The sequence below is a fragment of the Streptomyces longisporoflavus genome, from assembly GCF_014649775.1.
Taxonomy (GTDB): domain Bacteria; phylum Actinomycetota; class Actinomycetes; order Streptomycetales; family Streptomycetaceae; genus Streptomyces; species Streptomyces longisporoflavus.
On the sequence record NZ_BMTR01000016.1, the window covers coordinates 80,586 to 100,966 of the forward strand.

The 20,381-nt window shown below is 72.3% G+C and carries 21 protein-coding genes; 16 read left to right on the plus strand and 5 right to left on the minus strand.

Going from position 1 to position 20,381, the window contains the following annotated elements:
- Positions 1-31 precede the first annotated feature (31 nt).
- The 5 genes from IE226_RS29435 to IE226_RS44250 all read left to right on the plus strand — a co-directional run bounded on the left by IE226_RS29435 (position 32) and on the right by IE226_RS44250 (position 5,009).
- The gene (locus IE226_RS29435) at positions 32-1,495 is read left to right on the plus strand and encodes an NAD(P)H-hydrate dehydratase (RefSeq protein ID WP_190084436.1); all 1,464 of its coding nucleotides are present in this window, start codon (positions 32-34) and stop codon (positions 1,493-1,495) included.
- 199 nt (positions 1,496-1,694) lie between these two features.
- On the plus strand, positions 1,695-2,846 hold the full coding sequence (gene alr, locus IE226_RS29440; RefSeq protein WP_190084437.1) for an alanine racemase: 1,152 nt from the start codon (positions 1,695-1,697) through the stop codon (positions 2,844-2,846).
- Positions 2,847-2,859: 13 nt separating this feature from the next.
- The gene (locus IE226_RS29445) at positions 2,860-4,071 is read left to right on the plus strand and encodes an alpha/beta fold hydrolase (RefSeq protein ID WP_190084438.1); all 1,212 of its coding nucleotides are present in this window, start codon (positions 2,860-2,862) and stop codon (positions 4,069-4,071) included.
- Positions 4,072-4,082: 11 nt separating this feature from the next.
- Positions 4,083-4,595, plus strand: coding sequence for a tRNA (adenosine(37)-N6)-threonylcarbamoyltransferase complex ATPase subunit type 1 TsaE (gene tsaE / locus IE226_RS29450; RefSeq protein WP_190084439.1), 513 nt, complete (start codon positions 4,083-4,085; stop codon positions 4,593-4,595).
- A gap of 219 nt (positions 4,596-4,814) precedes the next feature.
- Positions 4,815-5,009, plus strand: coding sequence for a hypothetical protein (locus IE226_RS44250; RefSeq protein ID WP_229871606.1), 195 nt, complete (start codon positions 4,815-4,817; stop codon positions 5,007-5,009).
- Here IE226_RS44250 and IE226_RS29455 read toward each other — a convergent pair.
- Positions 4,981-5,532, minus strand: coding sequence for a hypothetical protein (locus tag IE226_RS29455; protein WP_190084440.1), 552 nt, complete (start codon positions 5,530-5,532; stop codon positions 4,981-4,983). The two genes, IE226_RS44250 and IE226_RS29455, sit on opposite strands and share 29 nt — an antisense overlap.
- Before the next feature lie 108 nt (positions 5,533-5,640).
- On the opposite strand from IE226_RS29455, the gene tsaB reads away from it, so the two are divergent.
- The 4 genes from tsaB to IE226_RS29475 are packed head-to-tail and all read left to right on the plus strand — an operon-like array spanning position 5,641 to position 8,159.
- A complete protein-coding gene (tsaB, locus tag IE226_RS29460) occupies positions 5,641-6,297 on the plus strand; it encodes a tRNA (adenosine(37)-N6)-threonylcarbamoyltransferase complex dimerization subunit type 1 TsaB (protein WP_190084441.1) in 657 nt (218 codons plus the stop codon).
- Positions 6,298-6,326: 29 nt separating this feature from the next.
- A complete protein-coding gene (gene rimI, locus IE226_RS29465; RefSeq protein ID WP_190084544.1) occupies positions 6,327-6,800 on the plus strand; it encodes a ribosomal protein S18-alanine N-acetyltransferase in 474 nt (157 codons plus the stop codon).
- Complete coding sequence (gene tsaD / locus IE226_RS29470) at positions 6,793-7,905, plus strand: tRNA (adenosine(37)-N6)-threonylcarbamoyltransferase complex transferase subunit TsaD (protein ID WP_190084442.1); 1,113 nt, start codon at positions 6,793-6,795, stop codon at positions 7,903-7,905. Before rimI ends, tsaD begins: the two co-directional genes overlap by 8 nt.
- Positions 7,902-8,159 carry a hypothetical protein gene (locus IE226_RS29475; protein ID WP_190084443.1) on the plus strand — a complete coding sequence of 86 codons (258 nt, stop codon included), beginning with the start codon at positions 7,902-7,904 and terminating at the stop codon, positions 8,157-8,159. Before tsaD ends, IE226_RS29475 begins: the two co-directional genes overlap by 4 nt.
- Positions 8,160-8,195: 36 nt before the next feature.
- Here the strand turns inward: IE226_RS29475 and IE226_RS29480 are convergent, their stop codons facing one another.
- Entirely contained in the window at positions 8,196-8,822 is a 627-nt protein-coding gene (locus IE226_RS29480; protein WP_229871618.1) for a TetR/AcrR family transcriptional regulator, read from the minus strand.
- A 275-nt stretch (positions 8,823-9,097) separates the two neighbouring features.
- Between IE226_RS29480 and IE226_RS29485 the strand changes: the two genes are divergently transcribed.
- From IE226_RS29485 to IE226_RS29495, 3 genes are all read left to right on the plus strand, one after another.
- Positions 9,098-10,705 carry an MFS transporter gene (locus IE226_RS29485; RefSeq protein ID WP_190084445.1) on the plus strand — a complete coding sequence of 536 codons (1,608 nt, stop codon included), beginning with the start codon at positions 9,098-9,100 and terminating at the stop codon, positions 10,703-10,705.
- A 68-nt stretch (positions 10,706-10,773) separates the two neighbouring features.
- Positions 10,774-11,130 carry a YciI family protein gene (locus IE226_RS29490; protein ID WP_190084446.1) on the plus strand — a complete coding sequence of 119 codons (357 nt, stop codon included), beginning with the start codon at positions 10,774-10,776 and terminating at the stop codon, positions 11,128-11,130.
- Between the two features lie 103 nt (positions 11,131-11,233).
- Positions 11,234-12,523 (plus strand): RNA polymerase sigma factor, encoded by a 1,290-nt coding sequence (locus IE226_RS29495; RefSeq protein WP_190084545.1) that lies wholly within the window; start codon positions 11,234-11,236, stop codon positions 12,521-12,523.
- 273 nt (positions 12,524-12,796) lie between these two features.
- On the opposite strand, the gene IE226_RS29500 is transcribed toward IE226_RS29495, so the two are convergent.
- Entirely contained in the window at positions 12,797-14,029 is a 1,233-nt protein-coding gene (locus IE226_RS29500) for a class I SAM-dependent methyltransferase (RefSeq protein WP_190084447.1), read from the minus strand.
- 226 nt (positions 14,030-14,255) lie between these two features.
- Here IE226_RS29500 and IE226_RS29505 point away from each other — a divergent pair, with 226 nt between their 5' ends.
- The 3 genes from IE226_RS29505 to groL all read left to right on the plus strand — a co-directional run bounded on the left by IE226_RS29505 (position 14,256) and on the right by groL (position 17,764).
- On the plus strand, positions 14,256-15,137 hold the full coding sequence (locus tag IE226_RS29505; RefSeq protein ID WP_229871607.1) for a polysaccharide deacetylase family protein: 882 nt from the start codon (positions 14,256-14,258) through the stop codon (positions 15,135-15,137).
- 527 nt (positions 15,138-15,664) lie between these two features.
- Positions 15,665-15,973, plus strand: coding sequence for a co-chaperone GroES (gene groES / locus IE226_RS29510; RefSeq protein WP_006347174.1), 309 nt, complete (start codon positions 15,665-15,667; stop codon positions 15,971-15,973).
- 162 nt (positions 15,974-16,135) lie between these two features.
- Positions 16,136-17,764, plus strand: a complete 1,629-nt coding sequence (gene groL, locus IE226_RS29515) for a chaperonin GroEL (RefSeq protein WP_190084449.1) — start codon at positions 16,136-16,138, stop codon at positions 17,762-17,764.
- Between the two features lie 138 nt (positions 17,765-17,902).
- On the opposite strand, the gene IE226_RS29520 is transcribed toward groL, so the two are convergent.
- Together IE226_RS29520 and IE226_RS29525 are read right to left on the minus strand one after the other, a co-directional pair.
- Positions 17,903-18,676, minus strand: coding sequence for an SDR family NAD(P)-dependent oxidoreductase (locus IE226_RS29520; RefSeq protein ID WP_190084450.1), 774 nt, complete (start codon positions 18,674-18,676; stop codon positions 17,903-17,905).
- A gap of 9 nt (positions 18,677-18,685) precedes the next feature.
- Positions 18,686-19,399, minus strand: a complete 714-nt coding sequence (locus tag IE226_RS29525) for an MOSC domain-containing protein (RefSeq protein ID WP_190084451.1) — start codon at positions 19,397-19,399, stop codon at positions 18,686-18,688.
- 79 nt (positions 19,400-19,478) lie between these two features.
- Here IE226_RS29525 and IE226_RS29530 point away from each other — a divergent pair, with 79 nt between their 5' ends.
- Positions 19,479-20,375 (plus strand): LysR family transcriptional regulator, encoded by an 897-nt coding sequence (locus IE226_RS29530; protein WP_190084452.1) that lies wholly within the window; start codon positions 19,479-19,481, stop codon positions 20,373-20,375.
- Positions 20,376-20,381 lie beyond the last annotated feature (6 nt).

The following is a 20,381-nucleotide window of genomic DNA, read 5'->3' on the forward strand; positions in this document are numbered from 1 at the left end:
TGAGGGGTGGGCTACGGGTGACACTCGGGGCATGCGTACTGCGTTTTCGGTGGAGACGGTCAGGGCGGCCGAGCGGGAGCTGATGGCTCGGGTGCCGGAGGGTGCCCTGATGCAGAGGGCCGCGGCGGGGCTCGCGGTGGTCTGTGCCGAGGTGCTCGGCAAGGTGTACGGGTCCCGGGTCGTGCTGCTCGTGGGCAGCGGGGACAACGGAGGCGACGCGCTGTACGCCGGGGTGCGGCTCGCCCGGCGCGGGGCGGGCGTCTGTGCGGTGCTGCTCTCACCCGAACGGGTGCACGCGGGCGGGCTTGCGGCGTTTCGGGGGGCCGGGGGGCGGGTCGTCGGGATCGAGGGCGCGGAGGGCGTGCTGCGGCGGGCCGACCTTGTCGTCGACGGGATCGTGGGCATCGGAGGGAAGGGCGGGCTGCGGGCGCCGGCGGCTCAACTGATGGGTGCGGTAAGGGAGTCGGGGGCGCCTGTCGTCGCCGTGGACCTGCCTAGCGGGGTCGACGCGGACAGCGGGGAGGTCGCCGGCGAGGCCGTGCGGGCGGACGTGACGGTGACGTTCGGGGCGTACAAGCCGGGGCTGTTGATCGATCCGGGGCGGGAGTACGCGGGGGTCGTGCGATTCGTCGACATCGGGCTGGGGCATGGGGGCGTGCCGGGCGGGGGCGACGGCTCGGGAGAGGGCGCGGTCGAGGCGCTTCAGTACGCCGATGTGGCCTCGCTGCTTCCGATGCCGACCGGGGAGAGCGACAAGTACCGGCGGGGGGTCGTAGGGATCGTCGCCGGGTCCGGCCGGTACCCCGGAGCCGCCGTGCTCTGCGTCGCCGGTGCGCTGCGGGGCGGCGCGGGGGCCGTGCGCTACGTGGGGCACGCCGCGGACGCGGTCATCGCCCGGTTCCCGGAGACCCTCGTGTCCGGGGGGCCGCCGTCCAAGGCCGGGCGGGTGCAGGCCTGGGTGGTCGGTCCCGGGCTCGGGGACGACTCCGAGCGGCTCGAGGACGTGGTCGGCGCCGATGTGCCGGTGCTGATCGACGCGGACGGGTTGCGGCTCGCGGATGAGGCGGCGGTACGGGGGCGCAGCGCCCCTACCTTGCTCACGCCGCACGCGGGTGAGGCTGCCGCCCTGCTGGGGGTCGCGCGCGAGGAGGTCGAGCGCGGACGCCTCGCCGCCGTGCGGGAGTTGGCGGGCCGGTACCGGGCGACCGTGCTGCTCAAGGGGTCTACGACGCTGGTCGCCGCCGAGGGCGGGGGCGGTGCGGTGCGGGTCAACCCGACCGGCACGCCCTGGCTGGCCACCGCGGGCAGCGGGGATGTGCTCTCGGGGCTCGCGGGCGCGTTGCTGGCGGCGGGGCTCGGCGCGGCGGACGCGGGGGCTGTGGGGGCGTATCTGCACGGGCTCGCCGCGCGACATGCGGCGGACGGGGCTCCGGTGGGTGCGCATGATGTGGCGGCGGCGATTCCTGCGGCTTGGCGGGATGTGCGGGGGGACTAGCGTCCGGGGTGGCGGGGTGGTGGTTTCGGGTGCGGGCGGGTGCGTTTCGGGGTGGGGCTCGGTGCGGGGAAGTCGCGGGGGAGTAGAAGGGGCAGAGGTGTTCGGGGCGGGGCCGAGGGGTGGGGTCGGTGGCGGTGCGGGGTGGGTTGACCCTGCTGCTGACGGGGTTTCGGTCGGCTCTGAGAGACTGGGCGGCGATATGACTGAGACCGCACCCTTGCGTGCCCGCGCCGAGATCGACCTGGCCGCCCTCCGGGCCAACGTGCGCTCTTTGCGCGCCCACGCGCCGGACGCCGCCTTCATGGCCGTCGTGAAGGCGGACGCGTACGGCCACGGGATGGTGCCCTGCGCCCGTGCCGCCGTCGAGGCGGGAGCCACCTGGGTGGGCACCGCGACCCCCGAGGAGGCTCTCGCGCTGCGGGCCGCCGGGATCGGGGGGCGCGTCATGTGCTGGCTGTGGACCCCCGGCGGGCCCTGGCGCGAGGGCGTCGACGCCGATCTCGACATGTCCGTGAGCGGCATGTGGGCCCTGCGCGAAGTGGTGGCCGCCGCGCGGGAGGCGGGGCGCACGGCCCGTATCCAGCTGAAGGCCGACACCGGCCTCGGACGCAACGGCTGCATGCCCGCCGACTGGCCCGAACTCGTCTCCCAGGCGCGTCAGGCCGAGGCCGAGGGGCTGGTGCGTGTCACCGGCATCTGGTCGCACTTCGCGTGTGCCGACGAGCCGGGGCACCCCTCCATCGCCGCCCAGCTCGTGCTGTTCCGGGAGATGATCGCCGCCGCCGAGGAGCGCGGCATCCGGCCCGAGGTGCGGCACATCGCCAACTCGCCCGGCACGCTCACGCTTCCGGAGACGCACTTCGATCTCGTACGCCCCGGAATCGCGATGTACGGGATCTCGCCCGTGCCGCAGGTCGGCACCCCGGAGGACTTCGGGCTGCGGCCCGTCATGACGCTCAGCGCGTCGCTGGCCCTCGTGAAGCACGCTCCGGGGGGTCACGGCGTCAGTTACGGGCATCAGTACGTCACACCCGGCGAGACGACCCTCGGGCTCGTCCCGGTCGGGTACGGGGACGGGATCCCGCGGCACGCGTCGGGCACCGGGCCCGTGCTTGTGGGCGGCAAGCTGCGGAAGGTCGCGGGAAGGGTGGCGATGGACCAGTTCGTGGTCGACCTCGGCGGTGACGAGCCCGCGGTGGGCTCCGAAGCCGTCCTGTTCGGCCCCGGCGACCGGGGGGAGCCGACCGCCGAGGACTGGGCACAGGCGGCGGGCACCATCGCGTACGAGATCGTCACCCGCATCGGTTCGCGTGTTCCGCGCGTCCATGTGAATGAGCGACCCGGCGAGTGAGTAGGAGCGGCACGTGAGCGAGACGACCACGGGGGCGGCCGCAGAGGCGGTGACGGAAGTCGCCGCGACGGCCGGAAACTGGCGCAGGGCCGGTTTCGCCGGTGCCGCGATAGGCGTCGTCGCCGCGGGCGCCGCCGCCGGTGTCGCCATCGAGCGGCTTACCGTCGGGCGCGGCATGCGCAAGAAGGCGCGGCTCGCGCTCGACGCCTCGGGGCCGTACGGCTCGCTGCGCGGCCTGCCGGGCCAGGCGTACGCCGACGACGGCACGGAGCTCTCCTACGAGGTCGACGAGGTCGAGCCGGACAGCGCGCAGGCCCCGCGGCGGCGCAGGCTCTTCGGCCGCAAGGCACCGGCCCCCGTCACCGTCGTCTTCAGCCACGGCTACTGCCTGAGCCAGGACTCCTGGCACTTCCAGCGGGATGCCCTGCGCGGCGTCGTGCGCTGCGTGTACTGGGACCAGCGCAGCCACGGCCGGTCGGGGCGCGGCGCCGCGCAGCTGGCGGACCGTACGCCGGTCTCCATCGACCAGTTGGGGCGGGACCTCAAGGCCGTCATCGACGCGGCGGCCCCCGAGGGCCCGCTGGTCCTGGTCGGGCACTCCATGGGCGGCATGACGACGATGGCCCTCGCCGACCACTTCCCCGAGCTCATCCGCGAGCGCGTCGTCGGCGTGGCCCTCGTCGGTACGTCGTCCGGGCGGCTCGGCGAGGTCAACTTCGGCCTGCCGATCGCGGGGATGAACGCGGTGCGCCGCGTGCTTCCGGGGGTCCTGAAGGCGCTCGGCTCGCAGGCCGAGCTGGTCGAGAAGGGGCGGCGGGCCACCGCGGACCTCTTCGCCGGGATCATCAAGCGCTACTCGTTCTCGTCGAGGGAGGTGGATCCGGCCATCTCGCGGTTTGCCGAGCGCATGATCGAGTCGACGCCCATCGACGTGGTCGCGGAGTTCTATCCGGCGTTCGCCGAGCACGACAAGACCGAGGCCCTGAAGCACTTCGCGGAGCTGCCGGTGCTCGTGCTCGCCGGGGACAAGGACCTGGTGACGCCCAGCGAGCACAGCGAGGTCATCGCGGACCTGCTCCCGGATGCCGAGCTCGTGCTCGTCCCGGACGCGGGGCACCTGGTCATGCTGGAGCACCCCGAGGTCGTCACGGACCGCCTCGCGGACCTTCTCACGCGGGCGGGAGCGGTGCCCGAGGCGGCCGGGGCACGGACGTCCAGCCGCTAACGTGGGTGGGCATGGAAGCACCGCACAACCCGGCCCCCGTGAACTCCCTCGACCTCACCGTCACCTCGCCCGAACAGATGGGCGATCTGGGTCGCCGCCTGGCCAAGCTGCTGCGCCCCGGTGACCTCGTGATGCTCTCCGGCGAACTCGGCGCCGGCAAGACGACCCTGACCCGCGGCCTGGGCGAGGGCCTCGGCGTCCGGGGTGCCGTCACGTCCCCGACCTTCGTCATCGCCCGCGTCCATCCCTCCCTGTCCGACGGGCCGCCGCTGGTGCACGTGGACGCGTACCGCCTGGGCGGCGGCCTCGACGAGATGGAGGACCTCGACCTGGACGTCTCGCTGCCCGAGTCGGTGATCGTCGTGGAGTGGGGCGACGGCAAGGTCGAGGAGCTCTCGGACGAACGGCTGCGCATCGCCATCGACCGGACCGTCGGCGATACGACGGACGAGGTACGCGAGGTGAGGCTGACCGGCGTCGGAGAGCGCTGGTCCGAGGCAGACCTCACGCTGCTCACGGCCTGAGCGTCGCGCGGGGCGGTCGCGGGGCGGTCTCGCGGCCTGAACTCGCCCGAACCCGCCCCCGCGGCCCGAACCCGCCCCCAGCTCTCGTTCTTTTCGCCCGAACATTCCGACAAGGCGTCGGCAAGATGTTGCGCGGTGTGCGTCGGGCGTGGTCACATGGGTGTCGGTACTGGTTAGGTCTACCTAACCACGTCTGCCCCCGGAGCCCAGGAGGCATCCATGTCGGCTTCAGAACGTGACGCCAGGACGCGGCCGTGCGCGCTGCCGAGGCCAACGGAGCCATCAAGGCCATCGGGGATTTCCATGCGCGATCTGCTGGCGTCCTGCGCGGCCGCGAGCGCCGTGTCCACACCGCCGCGCGACCCGGCCCCTAGGGGCGAAGCGGTTACGGAACGACGACGACCTTCTTGCTGATCGTCGCGAACTCCCACATCGCGTTGCCGTCCTTGCGCGACTCGCGGATGCCGCCGGTCTTCTTCGACGGGTCGGGCTTCGGCGTCGAGCCGTCCGTCGCGGCGCTGAAGCCGATCGCGATCCCGTCGACGTTCGCGAAACGCACCACGTGCTCGATCGCCACGCCGTCCGTTCCGGTGACGGTGCCCGAGCGCGAGGTGACGGCGTACGTGCCGGGGGCCGGGTCCACCGTGCTCGGCGTGACCTTGAACGTGCGCTGCGCCTTGCCGGTGGCGCCGACCAGCCACACGCGGTCGTCGCCCACGGAGTAGACGACCCGCTCGCCCGTACCGGACTGCGCGGGGACCGCCGCCGGGTCGGTCTTGTCCTCGGGGGAGCGCGAGGCCGTGGCGGAGGGGGACTTGTCCGGCTTCTTGCCCAGGTCTTCCGGCGCGCTCGCCGAGGCCTGGTAAGCGAGGAAGCCGACCGCGGCGACCGCGGCGGCGGTGAGCCCGGCCACGAATCCCGAGCTGCTCCTGGACAACTGCGCCACCCTCTTCGTACTCCGTACGGCTATGGGGTGACGTTAGCAGCAGGTGTGCGGCATCCCCGGTCGGCCGTGCGCCGGGCGCCGGAGCCGTAGGCTATTCGCGTGCTCTTGCTCGCTCTGGATACCGCCACCCCCGCCGTCACCGTCGCGCTGCACGACGGCTCGTCCGTCGTCGCAGCCTCCAGCCAGGTGGACGCCCGCCGTCACGGCGAGCTGCTCCTGCCCGCCGTCGACCGCGTCCTCGCCGAGGCCGGGCTGAGACTCGACGCCGTGACCGGCATCGTCGTCGGCGTGGGCCCCGGCCCCTACACCGGTCTGCGCGTCGGCCTGATGACCGCCGACACCTTCGGCCTCGCGCTCGGCGTGCCCGTGCACGGGATCTGCACGCTCGACGGCCTCGCGTACGAGTCCGGCATCGAGAGCGGGCCCTTCGTGGTCGCCACGGACGCGCGCCGCAAGGAGGTCTACTGGGCGCGGTACGCGGACCCGCGCACCCGCCTCACCGAGGCCGCCGTGGACCGCCCCGCCGACATCACGGACGAGGTGGCGGGCCTGCCCGCCGTCGGCGCCGGCGCGGTGCTCTACCCCGACACCTTCCCGGACGCCCGCGCCCCCGAGCACGTTTCGGCGGCCTCGCTCGCGTCCCTCGCCGCTCTTAAGCTCGCCGCGGGGGAGGAACTCCTTCCCCCGAGGCCGCTGTACCTGCGCCGACCCGACGCGCAAGTGCCCAAGAACTACAAGGTGGTCACCCCCAAGTGACATCCGTGACGACAGCTGTCCTGCGCGAGATGCGCTGGTGGGACATCGAACCGGTCTACGTCCTCGAGAAGGAGCTCTTCCCGGACGACGCCTGGTCGCGCGGCATGTTCTGGTCCGAGCTGTCCCACGCGCGCGGGCCGCAGGCCACCCGCCGCTATGTGGTGGCGATGGACGGCGACCGGCTCGTCGGGTACGCGGGGCTCGCCTCGGGCGGCGACCAGGCCGACGTACAGACCATCGCGGTGGCCCCGAGCCACTGGGGCACGGGCCTCGGCTCCCGGCTCCTGACCGACCTGCTGAGCGCGGCCACCGCCTTCGAGTGCGCCGAGGTCATGCTCGAGGTGCGGGTCGACAACACCCGGGCGCAGAAGCTGTACGAGCGCTTCGGCTTCGAGCCCATCGGCTTCAGGCGCGGCTACTACCAGCCGGGCAACGTGGACGCCCTGGTGATGCGTCTGACCGATCCATCGACATCCGTACAAGGAACCGACACCCATGGCTGACTCGCGCGACCAACCTCTCGTTCTCGGCATCGAGACCTCCTGCGACGAGACCGGCGTCGGCATCGTCCACGGCACCACCCTGCTGGCCGACGCCATCGCCTCCAGCGTCGACGAGCACGCCCGCTTCGGCGGCGTCGTCCCCGAGGTCGCCTCGCGCGCGCACCTGGAGGCGATGGTGCCGACCATCGACCGCGCCCTGAAGGAAGCGGGCGTCACGGCGAAGGACCTGGACGGCATCGCGGTGACCGCGGGCCCCGGCCTCGCGGGCGCGCTGCTGGTGGGCGTCTCGGCGGCCAAGGCGTTCGCGTACGCCTTCGGCAAGCCCCTCTACGGCGTGAACCACCTGGCCTCGCACATCTGCGTCGACCAGCTGGAGCACGGCACGCTGCCCGAGCCCACGATGGCGCTGCTCGTCTCCGGCGGGCACTCCTCGCTGCTGCTCTCCGCCGACATCACCTCGGACGTACGGCCCCTGGGCGCGACCATCGACGACGCGGCGGGCGAGGCCTTCGACAAGATCGCGCGGGTGCTCGACCTCGGCTTCCCCGGCGGTCCCGTCATCGACCGGTACGCCAAGGAGGGCGACCCGGAGGCGATCGCGTTCCCGCGCGGGCTCACCGGGCCGCGCGACCCCGCGTACGACTTCTCCTTCTCCGGTCTGAAGACGTCCGTCGCGCGCTGGATCGAGGCGAAGCGGGCCGCGGGCGAGGACGTTCCCGTACGGGACGTGGCGGCGTCCTTCCAGGAGGCGGTCGTCGACGTGCTGACCCGCAAGGCCGTACGGGCCTGCAAGGACGAGGGCGTGGACCACCTGATGATCGGCGGTGGCGTGGCCGCCAACACGCGGCTGCGCGCCATGGCCCAGGAGCGGTGCGACGCGGCCGGGATCCGGCTGCGGGTGCCGCGGCCGAAGCTGTGCACGGACAACGGCGCGATGGTGGCGGCGCTGGGCGCGGAGATGGTGGCGCGCAACCGCTCTGCGTCGGACTGGGACCTGTCGGCGGACTCCTCGCTGCCGGTGACGGAGCCGCATGTGCCGGGCCACTCGCACTCCCACGACCACGATCACGTCCACGAGGTCAGCAAGGAGAACCTGTACTCGTGACCGTCGCGCTGATGTGGGAGGCCCGCGCCGTCGAAGGAAGGGGCGCGGAACTGCTCGCCTGGGCGCGCGCGCAGGTACTGGACGGCGACCCTGTCCGGCGGGAGAGCTTCAGGGCCCCGCAGGACCGGGTGCTCGTCCTGACCTGGTGGGACGCGCCCTACGACGCCGACCTCCCCGAACTCCCCGAGCCGGGGCCCGAGTTGGTGACACGGGCGGTGCACCGGTGGCGGTTCGAGTCGGTCGGTACGGACTGACGCGAGGGCGAGGGCGAGGACGGGAGCGGGGGCGCGTCAGCCGCGTTCCCCGGCCCCCAGGAGCCCGTCGATGACCGCTCCCAGCTGCACGGACATGTCGTAGGCCGCCGTCAGTTCCAGCCAGCGCCCGGCGAGCGCGGTCATGTGGGGGAGCTCCCCGGCGTCCGCGTCCGTGAGCATGTCGGGGAAGTGGCGCACCCGGTCCGGCTCCTCGGCGCGGCGGGCCATCGACTGGCGGAAGACCAGGTCGCCGTAGACGCAGTGCCAGATGGTGCGGTACGCCGCGACCGCCCGGGCCGGGGTGAGGCCGCGGGCCAGGCAGCAGTCGATGATCTCCTCGACCATCCACAGAGCGCCCTTGTCGGTGAGGTCGCCGAGGCTCAGCACCTCGACCACCCAGGGCATCCGCGCCAGCGTGCCGTGCATGTGCACGGCCACCGCCAGCATCCGGTCGCGCGGGTCGTCGGGGAGCTCGGGGCGCGGCACGGAGTCGGCGGTCCCGGCCAGGGTGAGCATCAGGAGCTCGTCCTTGTCGCGTACGTGGTGGTAGAGCGCCATCGGGGTCGCGCCGACCTCCTTGGCGACCCGGCGCATGCTCAGGGCGGCCACGCCCTCCTCCTGGAGGATGCGGCGCGCGACGGAGACGAGCGTGTCGAGGTCGATGCGGCTGGGGCGGCCGCGTTTCTTCTTCTCCGCGGGCGGGTTTGCCGTGGGCGGGTGCGCCGCAGGCCGGTTCCCCGCGGGCGGGTTTGCCGCAGGCCGGCCGCCCGCGGGTGGGTTGCCCGCTGTCGGGTTCGCCGCTGCCGGCTTCGCTGCCGTCGGCTTCGTTGCTCTCGGCGCTGGTTTCTCTGCTTCCACGTGGCTCATTGTCGCGCCTGCGGCGGCAGGCGGACGCACACCGGTGCATTTTCTATACGCGTATAGTAATGTCCTCGGGCATGGTGAATCCCGTTGACTCGAAGTCCTCCGAGACCTTGAAGAACCCGGGGACCCGTCGGCTGCTGCCGGTGCTGCTCACCGTGCAGTTCCTGGTCTCCCTCGACATGTCCGTCGTGAACATCGCGCTGCCCGACATCGGCGACGATCTCGGCTTCGGGGCCGATTCGCTGCTCTGGGTCGTCAATGCCTACGCGCTCGCCTTCGGCGGCCTCCTGATGCTGGGCGGGCGCCTCGCCGACGTGGTGGGGCGGCGGCGCACCCTGATCGCCGGGTTCGCGGTCTTCGGCATCGCGAGCCTCGCGGGCGGGCTCGCGCAGACGCCGGGGCAGCTCGTCGCGGCGCGGGCCGTGCAGGGCGCGGGAGCGGCGGCGCTCGCCCCCGTCGCCCTCGCGCTGATCACCGTCAACTACGCCGCCGGGCCCGCGCGTTCACGGGCGCTCGGGCTCTGGGGTGCGGCGGGCGCGCTCGGCGGTGCGGTCGGTGTGATGGCGGGCGGGCTGCTCACGGACTTGGCCGGCTGGCGCTCCGTGATGCTGATCAACGTCCCGGTGGTGCTCGCGGTGCTGCTCCTCTCGCGGCGCGGGGTGCCCGCCGACCGGCGCACGGGGCCCGCGCCGCGGCTCGACGCCGCGGGGGCGCTCCTCGTCACGGCCGGCATGGCGACACTGGTCCTCGGGCTCGTCCGCACGGAGGCGTACGGGTGGGGATCCGGCACGACCCGGGGCACTCTCGGCGCCGCGGCCGTGCTGCTCACCGCGTTCGCCGTCGTCGAGTCCCGCACGCGTCAGCCGCTGCTCAGGCCCGGCCTGCTCGCCAACCGGCCGGTGCTCTCCGCGAACGCGTTCGCGCTGCTGATGTCGTCGGGGCAGTTCGCCGCCTTCTACTTCACCTCGCTCTACCTCCAGGAGGTCCTGTCGTACGGATCGACGCGGGCGGGGGCGGCTTTCCTGCCGTTCTGCGCGGGCGTCGTCGCCGGTTCGGTGATCTCGACGCGCCATGCCGGGCGCTTCGGGGAGCGGACGACCCTGGTGGCCGGGGGCCTGCTCGGGGCCGCGGGGTTCGTGTGGTTCGCGCTCACGGTCGGGCCCGACGGCACTTTCCTCGGGTCCGTCCTCGGGCCCTCGCTGGTGGCGAGCATCGGCATCGGCATGTGCTTCGTGCCGCTGGGCACGGCGGCGACTTCCGGTGTCGCCGCCGGGGAGACCGGTATGGCCTCGGGGCTGCTCAACAGCTCGCGCCAGCTGGGGGGTTCGCTGGGGCTCGCGGTCCTGGTGGCGGTGGCGTCGGGGGCCACGGGGAGCGCGGGGCGCACGGGGAGCGGCCGGGGGCCGGGTGCGCTCGCGGACGGGTACGCGACCGCGTTCGGGGTGGCCGCGGCGCTGCTCGTGGCGGCAGCGGTGGCGACGGCGGTGCTGCATCCGTCGCGTACACCTTCGCGACCTGCGGAAACGTCGGCTGAGGCGTCTTTGGAGGTGTCCACTGAGGCGCGTCCACCCGAGGTGCCTCCGGAGCCGCCCGCCGAATCCGCCCCGCCCGCTCCGGAAAAAAGTCCGGAGAATCTCGCGGACGGTGTCGATCCGCGCCCCTACCGTTCGACGCAGGGGTGAGAGGCGGGGAGAAGCCCCGCCCGTCGCCCGCCCCGCAGGGCACGCGACAGCCGAACGGAGACAAGACCATGCCGCGCTTTCTGACGTTGATCCGCGTCGACGAGAAGAACTCCCCCGAGGGCGGCCCCAGCCCCGAGATGGGCCGGCGCATGGGTGAGCTGCTCGAGGAGATCACCAAGGCGGGCGTGATGCTCGACACCGCCGGCCTCACCCCGAGTGCGCAGACCACCCAAGTGCACTTCAAGGGCGGCGAGCTGTCCGTCACGGACGGGCCGTTCACCGAGGCCAAGGAGGTCGTCGGGGGCTACTGCATCACGCAGTGCAAGGACAGGGCCGAGGCGGTCGAGTGGACGAGCCGGTTCCTGAAGACCCACGACGAGCACTGGACCGTGACGGCCGAGGTCCGGGAGATCGCCGAGGGCTGAGCGGCCGGCGCAGGCCCTTTGCGGTGACACCGCGGGGGTGCTCTGATGGGTGGCCGTGACGGCCCACCCCGCAGAGCCCCCTCGCCCCGACCGCTCCGGCGGAATTCCCCCGGCCCCCACCCCTGCCCCTGCCCCCGCCCACGCCGTCGAGACGGTCTTCCGGATCGAGTCGCCGCGCCTCATCGCCGGTGTCGCCCGGATCGTGCGCGACGTGGGCATCGCGGAGGAGCTCGCGCAGGACGCGCTGGTCGCCGCGCTCGAACAGTGGCCGCGGACCGGGGTTCCCGACAACCCCGGCGCCTGGCTGATGACCACGGCCAAACGCCGTGCCATCGACCTCGTACGCCGCAGGGAGCGCTACGCGCGCAAGCTGGAGGAGATGGGCCGCGACCTGGAGGCCGCCCCGCCCCACGTAGACGAACCCGCCGAACCCGCCGACCCCGACGACATCGACGACGACCTCCTGCGTCTCGTCTTCACCGCCTGTCACCCGGTTCTCTCCGCCGAGGCCCGCATCGCGCTCACGCTGCGGCTGCTCGGCGGTCTCACGACGACGGAGATCGCCCGCGCGATGCTGGCCCCCGAATCGACGGTGGCCCAGCGCATCGTGCGCGCCAAACGCACCCTCGCCGCCAAGGGGGTGCCCTTCGAAGTGCCGTACGGGGCCGAGCGCGAGGCCCGGCTCGGGTCGGTGCTCGAAGTCATCTACCTCATCTTCAACGAGGGGTACGCGGCCACGGCGGGCGATGACTGGCTGCGCCCTTCGCTGTGCGAGGACGCGCTCCGCCTCGCGCGCGTTCTTGCCGGGCTGATGCCGAAGGAGCCCGAAGTGCACGGTCTGGCCGCGCTGTTGGAGCTCCAGACGTCCCGCGCGGCGGCGCGTACGGGTCCGGCGGGCGAGCCGGTTCTCCTGGCCGACCAGGACCGCCGCCACTGGAACCGGCTGCTGATCGGACGCGGCTTCGCCGCCCTCGCCCGCGCGCACTCGGCGGCCAGGGGTGCGGCGGGGCCGTACGCGCTCCAGGCCGCGATCGCCGCCTGTCACGCGAACGCCACTTCGTACGAGGACACGGACTGGCCCCGGATCGTCGCCCTCTACGAACTCCTGGCCGCCCGGGCTCCCTCACCGGTGATCGAACTGAACCGCGCGGTGGCGGTGTCGATGGCCTCGGGCCCGGCGCAGGCACTGCACCTCGTGGACGCGCTCGTGGAGGAACCGTCCCTGAAGGGCTATCACCTGCTGCCGAGCGTGCGAGGGGACCTGCTGCTGCGGCTCGGGCGCGTGGCGGAGGCGCGGGAGGAGTTCGAGCGGGCGGCGGAGCTTACGCGAAATGAGCGGGAGAGGGAGTTGCTACTGGGACGAGCGGCCGGAATCAGCCCGCCCGGCGTTTGAGGGCGAACTCGGGGGAGCCGGTGGCGCGGGCGAGCGTGATCCCGTTCGGCGGAGCTGGTGAGGCGGGCGACCACGACTCCGCTCGGCGGGGCTGGTGGCGCGGCCGATCATGATCCCGTTCGGCGGAGGCGGTGAGGCGGGCGATCACGGTCCCGTTCGGGTGAGGCGGTCGGTGGCGCGGGCGAGCGCGATCCCGTTCGGCGGAGCCGGTGATGCGGGCGACTACGAGCCCGTTCGGCGGAGCCGGTGGCGCGGGTGGCCGCGGCCCCGCTCTCAGGCCCCCACCGGCTGCCCGATCAGCATCGTCGGGGCCCCCGCTACCCGGGTGAGGAACACCGTCGCGGAGTTGGGTCCCTGCGGCTTCACCTTCCGTCGGAGTTCCTCCGGCTCCACCGCGGAACCCCGCTTCTTCACCGTCAGGATGCCGACCTCCCGCTCCCGCAGCACCGCCTTCAACTTCTTCACGCCGAACGGCAGTTGATCGGTGATCTCGTACGCCGTGGCGTACGGCGTCGCGTGCAGCGCGTCGGAGGTGACGTACGCGATGGTCTCGTCGATGAGCCCGCCCTCCACCCGCACGGCCACCTCCGCCACCAGATGCGCGCGGATGACGGCGCCGTCCGGCTCGTACAGATAGCGGCCCACCGCCCGCACCGGCGGGTCCGGCAGCATCGCGGCGAGCGGGGACGACAGGGAGGCGCCCGAGGGCAGCAGCGTCGCGCGGTGCGAGGACGGGGCGTCCGTGCCGAACCACAGCACGGCTTCCTTCACGTCACCGCCGTCCGAGATCCACTCCGCGGCAGCCTCGGCGGGCACCGCGTCGTGCGGAATGCCGGGAGCGATCTTCAGCGCCGCGTGCGGCGCCTTGCCGGCGGCCCGGACCGCCCAGGAGAGGGGCGGGGAGTAGGCCTCGGGGTCGAAGATGCGGCCCCGGCCGCCACGCCGCGCCGGGTCCACGAACACCGCGTCGTACGCCGATGTGTCGACCTCGGTGACATCGGCCTCGCGCACCTCGATGAGGTCGGCGAGGCCAAGCGCCTCCGCGTTCGCGTGCGCCACCGCGCAGGTCAGCGGGTCACGGTCGACGGCGAGGACGGCGATCCCGGCCCGGGCCAGGGCGATCGCGTCGCCGCCGATGCCGCAGCAGAGGTCGGCCACGCTGCGTACGCCGAGGGACTTGAACCTCTCGGCGCGGTGCACGGCGACGCTGGTGCGCGTCGCCTGCTCGACCCCGTTCGGGGTGAAGAACATCCGCCCCGCGTCCTCGGCGCCGAACTTCGCCACCGCGCGGCGCCGCAGCCGAGCCTGCGCCAGCACCGCCGTGACCAGCTCCGCCGGGTGCTCGCGGCGCAGGCGTGTCGCGACGGCCAGCTCCCGGGCCGGATCGGCCTCCCGCACCTCGTCGAGATCGAGCAGGGACCGGCCTTCGGCGGTGAGCAGCGCGGCGAAGGAGGTCAGGGCGGTCGGGGCAGTCGGATCACGGTCGAGGTCGTTCACCCGGCCCATTGTGGGCCAGTCGGTGGATGGTGCGCGCCCGGCGGCGGTGTCGGCCCCCTGGCAGGGCCGTGAGCTGCAAGGATCCGGCGCCATGCAACTAGTACGACAAAAAGATGAATTCGGGTCAAAGCGGGAGGGCCGGGAGGGGGGTCCGGCACGGCGCCGGCGCGGGGGGACAGGCCAGGGAACGGGCGGGGGAGCGGGCCGGGGAACGGCCCGGGGAACAGGCAGGGGGATGAGCCGGGCGCGGGCCGGAGCGGCCGTGCTCACCGTCGCCGCGATCGCCTCCGGATGCGCCTCGGGAGCAGACGGCGGCGCACACCCGGCGCCCGGCCAGCAGCGCCTGGACGCGCCGCCCGCCCGCGCCCTCGACACCTACGCCCAGAAGCTCCGCGTCGCACAGGTCGCGCGCGCCGCCGCCGCGAAGCGCTGGGGCCTGGCCAAGACCCCGCTGACCGCGCCGCGGCCCCCCGCCCAGAAGCCGAAGATCACCACGCGCAAGGGGTTCGAGGTCAAGGGCCAGGCGCATCTGCCGCCCGTCTTCACGACCATCCCGACGAAGAAGAAGATCGTCTTCCTGACCGTCGACGACGGCGCCGAGAAGGACCCGGCGCTGCTCAAGATGATGAGCGAACTGCAGATCCCGTACACCGCGTTCCTCAGCGACTACCTGGTCAAGGAGGACTACGGCTACTTCAAGAAGATGCAGTCGCGTGGTGTCGTCCTGAACAACCACACCCTCAACCACCGCTACATGCCGGGGCTCTCGTACGCGGGCCAGCGGCGCGAGATCTGCGGCATGCAGGACATCATCCAAAAGCGCTACGGCAAGCGGCCTGAGCTCTTCCGCCCGCCGTACGGCAACTACAACGCGGACACGCTGCGCGCGGCCAAGTCCTGCGGGATCAAGGCCGTGCCGCTGTGGGCCTCCGAGGCCTTCGCCGACCACATGGAGTGGCGCGAATGGGACCGGGACCTGCATCCCGGCGACATCATCCTCACGCACTTCCGGGGGCGCGAGGACTGGAAGGGCACGATGCCCGACATGGTCCGCAAGGTCATGAAGACGGTCACCGACAAGGGGTACGCGGTGGCCAGGCTGGAGGACTACCTGTGACGGGGCGGGCGCGGCGACTCCTGGCGGGCGCCCTCGCGGCAGGCGTCCTCGCGCCCGCACTGCTCACCGGATGCGCCCAATCGGTGGACCCGATCGAGAGGCTCGGCAGAAAGGCGGCGGAGAAGGTCCCGCCGCGAAAGCCGGCCCCGTCGCCAGGCTGCGGGCAGGGGGCGGGCAACACGGCCGCACCATCTGCCGCTGCACCGGAAACAGGGCGGGGCCCGGCCGCCGGAGAGGAGCGGGGCCCGGCCGCCGGGAAGGAACCGACGCCCCCCGAAATGCGTTGCCCGGAGGGGCGGCGGGGCGCCCCCGAGCCGCCGCGGAGCAGCCCGTCACCATAAGACCCGTGTCAGCGAATTAGCAGTCCGCTTGACCGAGTGCTAATCGCCGTCCTAGTCTCGCCCTTGGCACTCACCACTGGAGAGTGCCAACAGCGACGGGCAGGTCCGGCACCCGCGACGACGGATCCACCTGGTCGCCACCCCAGACTGTTAACCCCGTAGATCTCCGAAGGGGGAGACCGGATCGTGACGACCGCCAGCTCCAAGGTTGCCATCAAGCCGCTCGAGGACCGCATTGTGGTCCAGCCGCTCGACGCCGAGCAGACCACGGCCTCTGGCCTGGTCATTCCGGACACCGCGAAGGAGAAGCCCCAGGAGGGTGCTGTCCTCGCCGTGGGCCCGGGCCGCTTCGAGAACGGCGAGCGCCTGCCGCTCGACGTGAAGGTCGGCGATGTCGTGCTGTACAGCAAGTACGGCGGCACCGAGGTGAAGTACAACGGCGACGAGTACCTCGTCCTCTCGGCTCGCGACGTGCTCGCGATCGTCGAGAAGTAATTCACCCGCTTTACCTGCCTAACCAGCAGATTTGCTTGTGAGCTGCGCCCCTGGTCACCCCGCTGCTGATTGCCGGGCGGCGAGGGGCGCAGTTCGTTGCTGCACATTTCCCGGGGGTTCCCCCCGGACCCCCTGAGTTTTCGAGAGGGCTGAACCGCTCCCATGGCGAAGATCCTGAAGTTCGACGAGGACGCCCGTCGCGCCCTCGAGCGCGGCGTCAACAAGCTTGCCGACACGGTCAAGGTGACGATCGGCCCCCGTGGCCGCAACGTCGTCATCGACAAGAAGTTCGGCGCCCCCACCATCACCAACGACGGCGTCACCATCGCTCGTGAGGTCGAGATCGAGGACCCGTACGAGAACCTCGGCGCCCAGCTCGTCAAGGAGGTGGCGACCAAGACCAACGACATCGCGGGTGACGGCACCACCACCGCGACCGTTCTCGCCCAGGCCCTGGTCAAGGAAGGCCTGCGCAACGTAGCCGCCGGCGCCTCCCCGGCCGCCCTGAAGAAGGGCATCGACGCCGCCGTCAAGGCCGTGTCCGACGAGCTCCTCGCGACCGCGCGCCCGATCGACGACAAGGCCGACATCGCGGCCGTCGCCGGTCTGTCCGCCCAGGACCCGCAGGTCGGCGAGCTCATCGCCGAGGCGATGGACAAGGTCGGCAAGGACGGTGTCATCACCGTCGAGGAGTCCAACACCTTCGGTCTTGAGCTCGACTTCACCGAGGGCATGGCCTTCGACAAGGGCTACCTGTCCCCGTACATGGTGTCCGACCAGGAGCGTATGGAGGCCGTCCTCGACGACCCGTACATCCTGATCCACCAGGGCAAGATCTCCTCGATCCAGGACCTGCTCCCGCTGCTCGAGAAGGTCATCCAGGCCAACGCCTCGAAGCCGCTCCTGATCATCGCCGAGGACGTCGAGGGCGAGGCCCTGTCGACCCTGGTCGTGAACAAGATCCGCGGCACCTTCAACGCCGTCGCGGTGAAGGCTCCCGGCTTCGGTGACCGCCGCAAGGCCATGCTCGGTGACCTCGCCACCCTCACCGGCGGCACCGTCATCGCCGAAGAGGTCGGCCTCAAGCTCGACCAGGTCGGCCTGGACGTGCTCGGCACCGCCCGCCGCGTGACCATCACCAAGGACGACACCACCGTCGTCGACGGCGGCGGCAACGCTGCCGAGGTCGAGGGCCGCGTCAACCAGATCAAGGCCGAGATCGAGGCCACGGACTCCGACTGGGACCGTGAGAAGCTCCAGGAGCGCCTCGCGAAGCTGGCCGGCGGCGTGTGCGTCATCAAGGTCGGCGCCGCCACCGAGGTGGAGCTCAAGGAGAAGAAGCACCGTCTGGAGGACGCCATCTCCGCGACCCGCGCCGCGGTCGAGGAGGGCATCGTCTCCGGTGGTGGCTCCGCCCTGGTGCACGCCGCCAAGGTGCTCGGCGACTCGCTCGGCAAGGAGGGCGACGAGGCCACCGGTGTCGCCGTCGTCCGCCGCGCCGCCGTCGAGCCGCTGCGCTGGATCGCCGAGAACGCCGGCCTCGAGGGCTACGTCATCACCTCGAAGGTCGCCGAGCTCGAGAAGGGCTTCGGCTTCAACGCCGCGACCGGTGAGTACGGCGACCTGGTCAAGGCCGGCGTCATCGACCCGGTCAAGGTCACGCGCTCCGCTCTGGAGAACGCCGCGTCCATCGCCTCCCTGCTCCTGACGACCGAGACCCTGGTCGTCGAGAAGCCGGCCGAGGAAGAGGGCGACGGCGGCGCTGGGCACGGGCACGGTCACTCTCACTGACCCCGCCTGACGCTTGCGCTTGGCTGTAACGGAGGCCCGGTACCCCGCGTTGGGGGTGCCGGGCCTCCGTGCGTTCTCCAGCGCGGGCCCGTCGTGGCTTGTCGCGCAGTTCACCGCGCCCCTTGAGGGGCGCTCTTACTACTGCGGGCCGTACTTCCTGCCCGTACGGGATGTCACGCCGCTCAGCAGCGCCCGCGGCGTCACCTTCACCACGCCCATCAGCGCCTTGTAGCGCGGGTCCGGGATGGAGAGGGTCTTGCCGCGCGCCAAGTCGGCCAGCGCCGCCGCGACCAGCTTGTCCGCGTCCAGCCACATCCACTTGGGGATGTTGGACGTCCCCATGCCGGCGCGCTCGTGGAACTCGGTCCGTACGAATCCGGGGCACAGGGCCATCAGCCGCAGCCCCGAGCCCGCCAGATCCTTCGCCGCTCCCTGCGTGAACTGCACGACCCACGCCTTCGAAGCGCCGTACGTCCCGCGCGGCACGAACGCCGCCACCGAGGCGACGTTGACGACGCCCCCGCGGCCCCGCTCGCGCATCGACTCCGTCGCCGCCGACGTCAGCCGGAGCACCGCCTCGCAGTGCACCTTGAGCATCGTCAGCTCGTCCTCCATCGGTACTTCCAGGTACTGGCCCTTGTTGCCGAACCCGGCGTTGTTCACCAGGAGGTCGACCGGATTCCTGCGGTCCGCGAGCCGCTTCTCGACGGCGGCGATCCCGTCGTCCGTCGCGAGGTCCGCGGTCAGGACCTCCGCCTCGATGCCGTGCCGGTCGTGCAGTTCGGTCGCCTGTTCCCGCAGCCGCTCGGTGTTCCGTGCCACCAGGACCAGGTTGTGGCCGTCACCGGCGAGCCGCCTGGCGAAGGCCGAGCCGATACCGGCGGTCGATCCCGTAATCAGAGCCGTAGTCATGGACCAAGGCTAGTGAGAACCAGAGGCCGCCGTGTCGCCCGGACGGCTCTCGGCCCCGGGCCCGTACTTCTCCACGTACTTGCGCGCCGTCTCCTGCAACTCGGAGTGCAGCGCGTCGCCGGCGGCGAGCAGGCTCGGCAGGAGTTTGCGCTCCGTCGTGACGGCCCTGAACTGGAGGGCCACCGTGATGTCGTGATCCGGGCTGTGCACGATCTCGATGCTGTCCCCGGCCCGGATCTCACCCGGTTCGATCACCCGCAGATAGGCGCCCGGGGCGCCCTGCCGCGTGAAGCGCCTGACCCACTTCGTCTCGCCGAGGTGGCCCTGGAAGGTCTGGCAGGGGATGCGGCCCGACGTCACTTCGAGGAGCAGATCGGGGCCCACGCGCCAGCGCTCGCCGATCTTCGCGCCGTTCACGTCGAGCCCGGACGTCGTGAGGTTCTCGCCGAAGGCGCCGCCCGGCAGCTTCCGGCCGAGCAGCCGCTCCCACTCGTCGAGATCCTCGCGCGCGTAGGCGTACACCGCCTGGTCGTCCCCGCCGTGGTGCCGCAGATCGCAGACCTCGTCCCCGGCGAGACCGCTCCCGGCGGTGCCCTTCGCGCCGGGAGCCGCCACCCGTACGGCCCCGTCGGCGGGCTTCTTGTCGATGCCCGTGCCGCCGGAAGGGGCGTCGGTGTAGTCCACGGCTTTGAACCGGCCCAGATTCACGGAGAGAAGCTTCATGACGAAAGGCTAGGCGAGCCGGCCCAAAGCGTCGACGCATTATCGGACGCCTGATCCAACCGTCACTTATGCTTGCCGCATGATCGAGGCTCGTCATCTCCGCGTCCTGCGCGCCGTCGCCGCCACCGGCTCCTTCTCGGCCGCGGCGCGCGATCTCGGCTGCACCCAGCCCGCCGTGAGCCAGCAGATGAAGGCCCTCGAAGCCTCCGCGGGCACACCGCTGCTCATCCGCACGGGCCGTGAGATGCGCCTGACGCAGGCGGGCGAGTCCCTGGTCCGGCACGCCGCGGGCATCCTGGCCGGTCTTACCGCCGCCGAGGAGGAGGTCGCCGCCATCGCGGGCCTGCGGGCGGGCCGGGTCCGCCTCGTCTCCTTCCCCAGCGGCAGCTCGACGCTGGTGCCCGGCGCGCTCGCCGCCCTGCGCGCGGCGCACCCCGGCACGCGGGTCTCGCTCGTGGAGGCCGAGCCGCCGCGCTCGGTGGAGATGCTGCGCGAGGGCGACTGCGACGTGGCGCTGGCCTTCCGCTATGACGGCGCGACCGCCGCCGAGGAGTGGGACGACCTGGTCGTACGGCCACTGCTCGCCGACCGGCTCGTCGGCCTGGTGCCGGAGGGGCACCGCTTGGCCAAGGCGGACGCGGTCGCCATCGGGGAACTGGCCGACGAGCCGTGGATCGCGGGCTGTCCGCGCTGTCGCAGGCAGCTGGTCGAGGTCTGCGAGGGAGCGGGTTTCGTGCCCCGCATCGACTTCGCCACCGACGACTACCCCGCGGTGATCGGCCTGGTGGGCGCGGGCCTCGGGGTCGCGGTCCTGCCCGAGCTCGCCATCGAGTCCGTACGCCCCAGAGGTGCACGCACAGTGACGGTGGAGCCTGCCGTCCAGCGCGAAATCGTCGCGCTCACCCTGCCTGATCTGGCCCAGGTGCCCGCGGTGGCGGCCACCCTCGACCACTTGGCGCGGGCCGCGGAGCGCTGAGCGCCC